Origin of the sequence: Amnibacterium sp., from assembly GCF_051956055.1 — a bacterium.
GTDB lineage: Bacteria > Actinomycetota > Actinomycetes > Actinomycetales > Microbacteriaceae > Amnibacterium.
Window position 1 is genome coordinate 23,793 of record NZ_JBQCGC010000020.1, and the last position, 7,509, is coordinate 31,301.

At 72.3% G+C, this 7,509-nt stretch carries 6 protein-coding genes; all 6 read left to right on the forward strand.

Translation table 11 applies throughout. The features are described from left to right. Positions 1 to 6 precede the first annotated feature (6 nt). The 6 genes from ACTHLI_RS03075 (at position 7) to ACTHLI_RS03100 (ending at position 7,312) form a co-directional block, all read left to right on the forward strand. A complete protein-coding gene (locus ACTHLI_RS03075) occupies positions 7 to 1,548 on the forward strand; it encodes an MFS transporter (protein ID WP_440181405.1) in 1,542 nt (513 codons plus the stop codon). Continuing rightward, a complete protein-coding gene (locus ACTHLI_RS03080; RefSeq protein WP_440181406.1) occupies positions 1,545 to 2,834 on the forward strand; it encodes a M20/M25/M40 family metallo-hydrolase in 1,290 nt (429 codons plus the stop codon). Before ACTHLI_RS03075 ends, ACTHLI_RS03080 begins: the two co-directional genes overlap by 4 nt. A gap of 139 nt (positions 2,835 to 2,973) precedes the next feature. Then, on the forward strand, positions 2,974 to 4,494 hold the full coding sequence (locus ACTHLI_RS03085; protein WP_440181407.1) for a GspE/PulE family protein: 1,521 nt from the start codon (positions 2,974 to 2,976) through the stop codon (positions 4,492 to 4,494). A gap of 4 nt (positions 4,495 to 4,498) precedes the next feature. Then, positions 4,499 to 5,635: a type IV pilus twitching motility protein PilT gene (locus ACTHLI_RS03090; RefSeq protein ID WP_440181408.1), complete on the forward strand. Its 1,137-nt coding sequence runs from the start codon at positions 4,499 to 4,501 to the stop codon at positions 5,633 to 5,635. Beyond that, positions 5,632 to 6,867, forward strand: coding sequence for a type II secretion system F family protein (locus ACTHLI_RS03095; protein ID WP_440181410.1), 1,236 nt, complete (start codon positions 5,632 to 5,634; stop codon positions 6,865 to 6,867). Before ACTHLI_RS03090 ends, ACTHLI_RS03095 begins: the two co-directional genes overlap by 4 nt. A gap of 58 nt (positions 6,868 to 6,925) precedes the next feature. Continuing rightward, complete coding sequence (locus ACTHLI_RS03100; protein WP_440181412.1) at positions 6,926 to 7,312, forward strand: type IV pilin protein; 387 nt, start codon at positions 6,926 to 6,928, stop codon at positions 7,310 to 7,312. Positions 7,313 to 7,509 lie beyond the last annotated feature (197 nt).

Consider the following 7,509-nt stretch of genomic DNA (forward strand, 5'->3'; position numbering starts at 1 on the left):
GAGCGGGTGAGCGGGACCGGAGCCGTGGGGACCGACCGGACCGGAGCCGACCGGACCGGAGCCGTCGGCACCGGAGGCGTCGGGGCGCGCGGGGCGCTCGGCGTCGTCGGCGTGCTCGTCGTCGTCGAGTTCGCCTCCGGAGTGCTGCAGGGCTACTACGTGCCGCAGCTCACCGACATCGCCCGATCGCTGGGGATCGCCGATGCGGACGTGAACTGGCTCGAGGGCGGGCAGCTCGCCGTCTCGGTTGTCGCCGTGCCGATCATCGCGAAGCTCGGCGACCTGCTCGGGTACCGCCGGATGCTCCTCGGCGCGCTCGCGGTCACCGCGCTGGTCAGCATCGGCCTGCCGATCGCCGCCGGATCCTTCCCGCTCTTCCTCGCGCTCTGGGCCGCGCAGGGCGTCTACACGGCCTGGCTCCCGCTCGAGATCGCGCTGATCGCCCACCGCTCGCGCACCCGCCCCGACCCGCAGGCGACCACCCGTGCGGGCGCGGGCGTCGTGGTCGCGGCGCTGGAGGCGGGCGCGATCGCCGGTGCGCTGGCCGGAGGCTCGGCGCAGGGGGTCCTCGGCTCCCTCCGCGCGTCGCTGCTCGTACCGGGTGTGCTCGTGGGAATCGCCTTCGTCGCCGTGCTCATCGGCGTGCGCGAGTCCCCAGCCGAACCGCCGGCGCGCGGCGTCGCCGCCCGCTGGTACCGGCGGCTGTGGGCCGACGGCGAGCGCGCGCCCGGCCGGCTCGACGTCCGCGGCGCGGTCGTCCTCGGCGTCGCGCTCGCGGTGCTCACCGGGGCGCTCAGCCTCCTGCGCCTGCAGCCCGGCTCAGGGCTGGGCTGGCTCGTCCTCGTCGCCGGGCTCGCACTGCTCGCGGGGTTCGTGCTCGTGGAGCGACGGATCGCGGACCCCCTCGTCGACATGCGCGTGCTCGCGCGGCCGGCGGTGTGGCCGATCCAGCTCGCTGCGCTCCTGTTCGGGGTGAGCGTGCTCGGCGCGCAGGGCCCGCTCTCCACGTTCGTGCGCACGGACCCGGCGCAGGTCGGCTACGGCCTCGGGTTGAGCGCGGGCATGCTCTCCATCGTGATCGGCGCGTACGTGCTCGCGCTGCTCGTGGGCGCGCTCCTGCTCGGCCCCGTGTCCCGGCTGCTGGGCACGCGGGCGACGCTGATCGTCGGGTCCACGATCGTCGCGGTCGGCTATCTGGCCCTGATCCCGTTCCACGCGTCGCTCGTGGAGGTGCTCGTCGCGATGGCGGTCGCGGGGCTCGGGTCCGGCACACTCGTCGCCGCCCTCCCAGCCGCGGCCGCCGCCGTCGCACCGGCAGGACGCACCGCCGTCGCGACGGGGCTCACGAACACGGGCAAGTCGCTCGGCGGCGCGTTCGCGTCGTGCGGGTTCGCGATCGCGCTCGCCGCGGGCGCTCCCGTCGGTGGCACGGCGGGCAGCTACGCGGGCTACCTCACCGTCTGGGCGGTGTGCGGCGGCACCGCGCTCGTCGGTGCGCTCGCGCTGCTCGTCGTCCCCGCCGCCGCCTTCCCGAGGCGCCGGGCATGACCCCCGCGGAGCGCCTCGCCGCCCTGATCCGGATCCCGACGGTGTCGACCGCCGGGGAGGCGACGTTCGCCGCGTTCCGCGACCGGCTCGCCGAGCTCTATCCCCTCGTGCACGCCCACCTCGAGCGGCAGGTGGTGGGCGGGGGAGCGCTGCACCTCGTGTGGCGCGGCGGCGACGAGCCCCCGATCGTGCTGATGGCGCACCACGACGTCGTGCCGGTGACCGACCAGCGGTGGCGCCACGACCCGTTCGACGGCGTGGTCGCCGACGGGGTCGTGCACGGCCGCGGGGCCCTCGACGACAAGGGACCGCTCGTCGCGGTCCTCGAGGCGGTGGAGGGCCTGCTCGCGGAGGGCGTCGTGCCGGGCGGCGACGTCCACATCGTGTCCGGGCACGACGAGGAGGTGCGCGGTACCGGCGCCCGGGCCGTGGCGGAGGCGCTCGCCGTGGCCGGTGTCCGGCCGTCGCTCGTGCTCGACGAGGGCGGCGCCGTCGTCGAGGGCGTCGTCCCCGGGGTCCGCGGTCGGCTGGCCATGATCGGCCTCACCGAGCGGGGGACGGCGGAGGTGCGCCTGTCCACCCGGTCCTCGGGCGGCCACGCCGCGATCCCGCCGCGGGTGCAGGCGACGGTGCGGCTCGCCACCGCGCTGACCCGCGTCGACCGGCACCCGTTCCCGCCGCGCAGTCACCCCGCGGTGCGCGCGATGGCCGCGGCGCTCGGCGAACGGCTGCCCCGGCCGGTCGCGGCAGCGCTGCGCGCCCGCGCCTCCGGGCCCGCGGTCGCCCGGGTGCTCGCGGCGCTCGGCGGGGTGTCGGCGGCCCTCGTGCGCACGACCGTCGCGGTCACGAGGCTCAGGGCCGGGGACGCGGCGAACGTGCTCGCGGCGGAGGCGGCGGCGGAGCTGAACATCCGGATCGCGCCGGGGGACACCGTGCACGGCGTCGTGGACCGGCTCCGCAGGGTGATCCGCGACCCCGCCGTCGAGGTCGAGCTGCTGCGGGGCGAGGATCCGCCTCCCGCCTCCCGAGCGCAGGGACCGGCCTGGGACCGCGTCGTCGCCGCGGTGCATGTCTCCCATCCCGATGCGCTCCCCGTGCCGTACGTGATGGTGCAGGCGAGCGACGCCCGCCACTTCACCCGGCTCGGCGCCGACGTCTACCGCTTCATGCCGTTCGCGATCACCGCGGAGGAGCTCGCCGCGATCCACGGCGCGGACGAGCGAGTCTCGGTCACCGCGCTCGACGCCGCGATCGCGTTCCACCGGGCTCTGATCCTTCGGACCTGAGCGCAGCGATCGCCCTGGCCCCTGCATTGGGGCGCCTCGCTTTGGGTGTTCCGGGCGGTGCAGGCCCTTTCCTAGCCTGAAGCCCCCGGAGGTGCCGGGCGCCGGTGACCCCGGTCGTGTCGATGCGGAGGAAGCGACCATGTCGTCCGTCACACCGCGCGGCTCGAACGCGTTCACCGCGCCCTTCGTGGAGATCCTCGAGTACCCGGTCGACCGCGATGCGGCGGTGAGCGTCTCCGCGAACCTCTGCCGGCGCCACAGCCTGCTGCCCATCAGCCGCGAGGGCGGCACGCTCGTCGTGGCGATGGCGGACCCGAACGACATCCTCGCGCTGGACGACGTCTCCGCCGCGACCCGTCTCCGCATCCGGCCGGTCCGCGTCGACGCGCGGGACCTCGCGACCACGATCGACCGCTACCACCGTGCGGACGACGAGCTGAGCGACATCCAGCACGAGCTGTTCGAGCAGGGCTCGAGCAGCGAGGAGGCGGCGGTCGTCGAGGACGACGACGCGCCCATCGTCCGGTTCGTCAACCTGCTCATCTCCCAGGCGATCCAGGACCGCGCCTCCGACATCCACATCGAGCCGGGGGAGCGCGAGCTCCGCGTCCGCTACCGCATCGACGGCGTGCTGAAGGAGGTCCAGTCCGCGCCGGTGTCGGTGCAGGCGGGCGTGATCTCGCGCCTCAAGGTGATGGCGGATCTCGACATCGCCGAGCGGCGCCGACCCCAGGACGGCCGCATCTCGGTGCTGCACCAGGGGCGGAAGATCGACCTCCGCGTCGCCACCCTCCCGACCGTGTACGGCGAGAAGATCGTCATGCGGATCCTCGACACGTCGGGGTCGGCGAAGAGCATCTCGGACCTCAACATGGTCGGCCGCAACTTCGAGGCGTTCCGCACCGCGTACACGCGGCCGAACGGCATGATCCTCGTCACCGGGCCGACCGGCTCGGGCAAGTCGACGACGCTGTACACCACGATCCACGAGGTGTCGAAGCCGACCGTCAACGTCATCACGGTCGAGGACCCGGTCGAGTACCGCATGGCGGGCATCAACCAGGTGCAGATCAACCCGAAGGCGGGCCTCACGTTCGCCTCGGCGCTCCGGAGCATCCTCCGGTCGGACCCGGACGTGGTGCTGATCGGTGAGATCCGCGACCACGAGACCGCGCAGATCGCGGTCGAGGCGGCCCTGACCGGCCACCTCGTGATGTCGACGCTGCACACCAACGATGCGCCGTCCGCGATCACGCGGCTCGTCGAGATGGGCATCGAGCCGTATCTCGTCGGCTCCGCGCTCGTCGGCGTGGTCGCGCAGCGCCTCGCTCGGCGACTCTGCGACAAGTGCAAGCGGCCGACGAACTACGACGAGGACTACCTGGCCCGCATCGGGCTCCTCATCGAGGAGGACGAGCAGGTGTTCGTCCCGGTCGGCTGCTCCCACTGCGCCGAGACCGGTTATCGCGGGCGCGTGGCGGTGCACGAGGTGATGACGGTCGACGAGGAGATCGAACGCCTCACCGTCGCCCGCGCCTCCGCCAGCGAGCTCGGGCGCACCGCGATCAAGGCGGGCATGGTCTCACTCCGTCAGGACGGCTGGAACAAGGTCGCCGCGGGGCTCACATCGATCGAGGAGGTCCTCCGTGTCGTCGCCTGATGACATGTCGCCGTCCGTCCCGGGGCTCGCCCGGCTCGACACCGCGCTCAGCGCCGTGATCGGGATGAGCGGCTCCGACCTGCACATCGCCGCGGGTGCGGCGCCGCAGGTGCGCGTCGCCGGCGCCCTGCGCCCGGTGCGCAACGTCGGCATCTGGACCGCGCAGGACGTGCGGGACATCCTCACGTCCGCGATGTCGCCGCAGCAGCTCGAGCGCTTCGAGCAGGACCTCGAGCTCGACTTCGCCTACGCGCTCGGCGACCAGGCGCGCTTCCGTGTGAACGTCTACCAGCAGCGCGAGTCGTGGGGGGCCGCGTTCCGGCTCATCCCGACCGAGATCAAGTCCTTCGGCGACCTCGGCCTGCCGGAGGCGATCGGCTCGTTCGCGGACCTGCCGCGCGGGCTCGTGCTCGTCACCGGCCCGACCGGTTCCGGCAAGTCGACCACGCTCGCGGCGCTGATCGACCGCGCGAACGAGACGCGAGCCGACCACATCATGACGATCGAGGACCCGATCGAGTTCGTGCACACGAGCAAGAAGGCGCTCGTGAACCAGCGCGAGGTCGGCACGGACACCCGCAGCTTCGGCGCCGCGCTCAAGCACGTCCTGCGTCAGGACCCCGACATCATCCTGCTCGGCGAGCTCCGCGACCTGGAGTCGATCTCGGTCGCGCTGACCGCGGCGGAGACCGGGCACCTCGTGTTCGCGACCCTGCACACCTCCGACGCCGCGCAGTCGATCGACCGCATCGTCGACGTCTTCTCCGCCGACCAGCAGCAGCAGGTGCGGATGCAGCTGTCCATGGTGCTGCAGGGCGTCGTCTGCCAGACGCTCGTCCCGCGCGCCGACGGCCACGGCCGGGCGGTCGCGGTCGAGGTCCTCCGGGTCACGCCCGCGATCGGCAACCTGATCCGCACGGGCAAGACGAGCCAGCTGCTCACCGCGATGCAGACCGGCAGCGCGCTCGGCATGCAGACGATGGACCAGCACCTCGTCTCCCTCATCCACTCCGGGGCGATCACCCTGGAGGCCGCGGAGGCGAAGGCGCAGGACGTGAACACGCTGCGGCAGATGGCCGGCGCGGCCAAGCCCCGCGCGACCCACACCGACACCTTCGCCTCGATGGGCGGGTTCCGGTGAGCGCCACCGCGCAGAAGTCCTTCACCTACCGCGCGCGAGCACGGGACGGTCGGCTCGTCAAGGGGTCGCTCGACGTCGCGAGCGAGTCGCTCGCACTCGCCCGCCTCGCCTCGATGGGCCTGATGCCCACCCGCGTGGCCGAGAAGACGACCGGCACCGGGCTTCAGATGGAGATCTCGTTCGGCGGCGGCAGGGTGACGCTGAAGGCGCTCGCCATCGCCACGCGCCAGCTCGCGACGATCACGCAGGCGGGCGTGCCGCTGCTGCGTGCCCTCACGGTGACGGCGGAGCAGACCGAGCACGCGACGCTGAAGCGGCTGCTCACCGAGGTCGCCCGGGACGTGGAGCAGGGCAAGTCCTTCTCCGCCGCGCTGGGGGAGCGCAAGCAGTTCCCGCTGCTCCTCGTGAGCATGGTGCGCGCGGGTGAGGCCGGCGGGTTCCTCGACACCTCGCTCGCGTCGATCGCGGACTCCTACGAGAAGGAGGCGAAGCTCCGCGGCACGATCAAGTCGGCGATGACGTATCCCATGGCGGTGCTCGGCATCGCGGTGATCGCCGTCATCGGCATGCTGCTGTTCATCGTCCCGGTGTTCAAGAAGATGTTCGCGAGCCTGGGGAGCCAGCTGCCGCTGCCGACGCAGATCCTCGTGACCGTCAGCAACCAGATGGGCTGGCTGCTGCCGCTCATCGCCGTGCTCGCCTTCGGCATCACGTTCTGGTGGCGGACCAGCAAGGAGAAGGACTCGGTGCGCCGCATCGTGCACCCCATCCTGCTCAAGGTCCCGGTGTTCGGGCCGTTGATCGGCAAGGTCGCGATCGCCCGCTTCGCCCGCAATCTCTCCAACATGACCGCGGCCGGCGTCCCGCTGCTGCGCGCGCTCACCATCGTCGGGCAGTCGTCGGGCAACTGGGTGCTCGAGCAGGTCGCGGCGCGGCTCGCCGACTCCGTGCGCACGGGCGCGTCGCTCGCCGGCCCGCTGGCGCAGGAGAAGATCTTCCCGGCGATGGTCGTGCAGATGATCTCCGTGGGGGAGGAGTCGGGCTCGATCGACGCCATGCTCGCCCGCGTCGCCGACTTCTACGAGGCCGAGATCGACGCGACCGCCGAAGCGCTCACGTCGCTGATCGAGCCGATGCTCATCACGGTGCTCGGCGTGGTGATCGGCGGCATGGTCGTCGCGCTCTACATGCCGATCTTCAGCCTGTCCTCCGCGCTCCAGCACGCCAAATAGCTCTGTGAACCTGTGCCCGGGGTCGTCGACGGCGGCCGGTCCGCGTGCTGCCCGCGATATGGGCTTCGCCCTGATCGAGCTCCTCGTCGTCGTGATCATCATCGGCGTGCTCGCGGCGATCACGATCCCCGTGTATCTCGGAGCTCAGAACAGCGCCGCCGATGCCTCCGCGAAGTCGGACCTCGTCAACGCGAGGATCGCGCTGCAGAACTGGGTCACGACGAACAAGAGTGGCTGGCCTGCGCTCAGCGCGACCGACGGCGCTGCGAACGCCGCGATACTGCGTCGATACGGCTGGGGGTCGGAATTCGTCCTCGACGACTCCGCGGCGGCCGGTGGCTCGCCGGGGGCGTACTGCGTCAGTGTCCGGAGCACCAGCGGCGCGGTGTTCTACCTGACGGAGTCGATCGCGCCCACGAGCGCGAAGCCCGCGTCCTGCCGCTGAGCCGTCAGAGTAGTCCCGGTTCAGGCCGGCGAGACGTTCTGCCTGCGTCCCTGCGTGCCCGCGAACGGGGGGCGTTTCCCTCCGATCCGCCGCGCGTCGCATGTCGCATCCTCGTGCACAGGACATCCGTGCTACTGCACCGCCCCGCTCACTGGGGTCAGGAATCGACGCGAACACCCCCGCAAGGGGTCTGCTTT

Bases quoted from the DNA above. Each gene is read 5' to 3' on its own strand.
- ACTHLI_RS03080 (WP_440181406.1), top strand. From the start codon at position 1,545: ATGACCCCCGCGGAGCGCCTCGCCGCCCTGATCCGGATCCCGACGGTG.
- ACTHLI_RS03085 (WP_440181407.1), top strand. From the start codon at position 2,974: ATGTCGTCCGTCACACCGCGCGGCTCGAACGCGTTCACCGCGCCCTTC.
- ACTHLI_RS03090 (WP_440181408.1), top strand. From the start codon at position 4,499: ATGTCGCCGTCCGTCCCGGGGCTCGCCCGGCTCGACACCGCGCTCAGC.
- ACTHLI_RS03100 (WP_440181412.1), top strand. From the start codon at position 6,926: ATGGGCTTCGCCCTGATCGAGCTCCTCGTCGTCGTGATCATCATCGGC.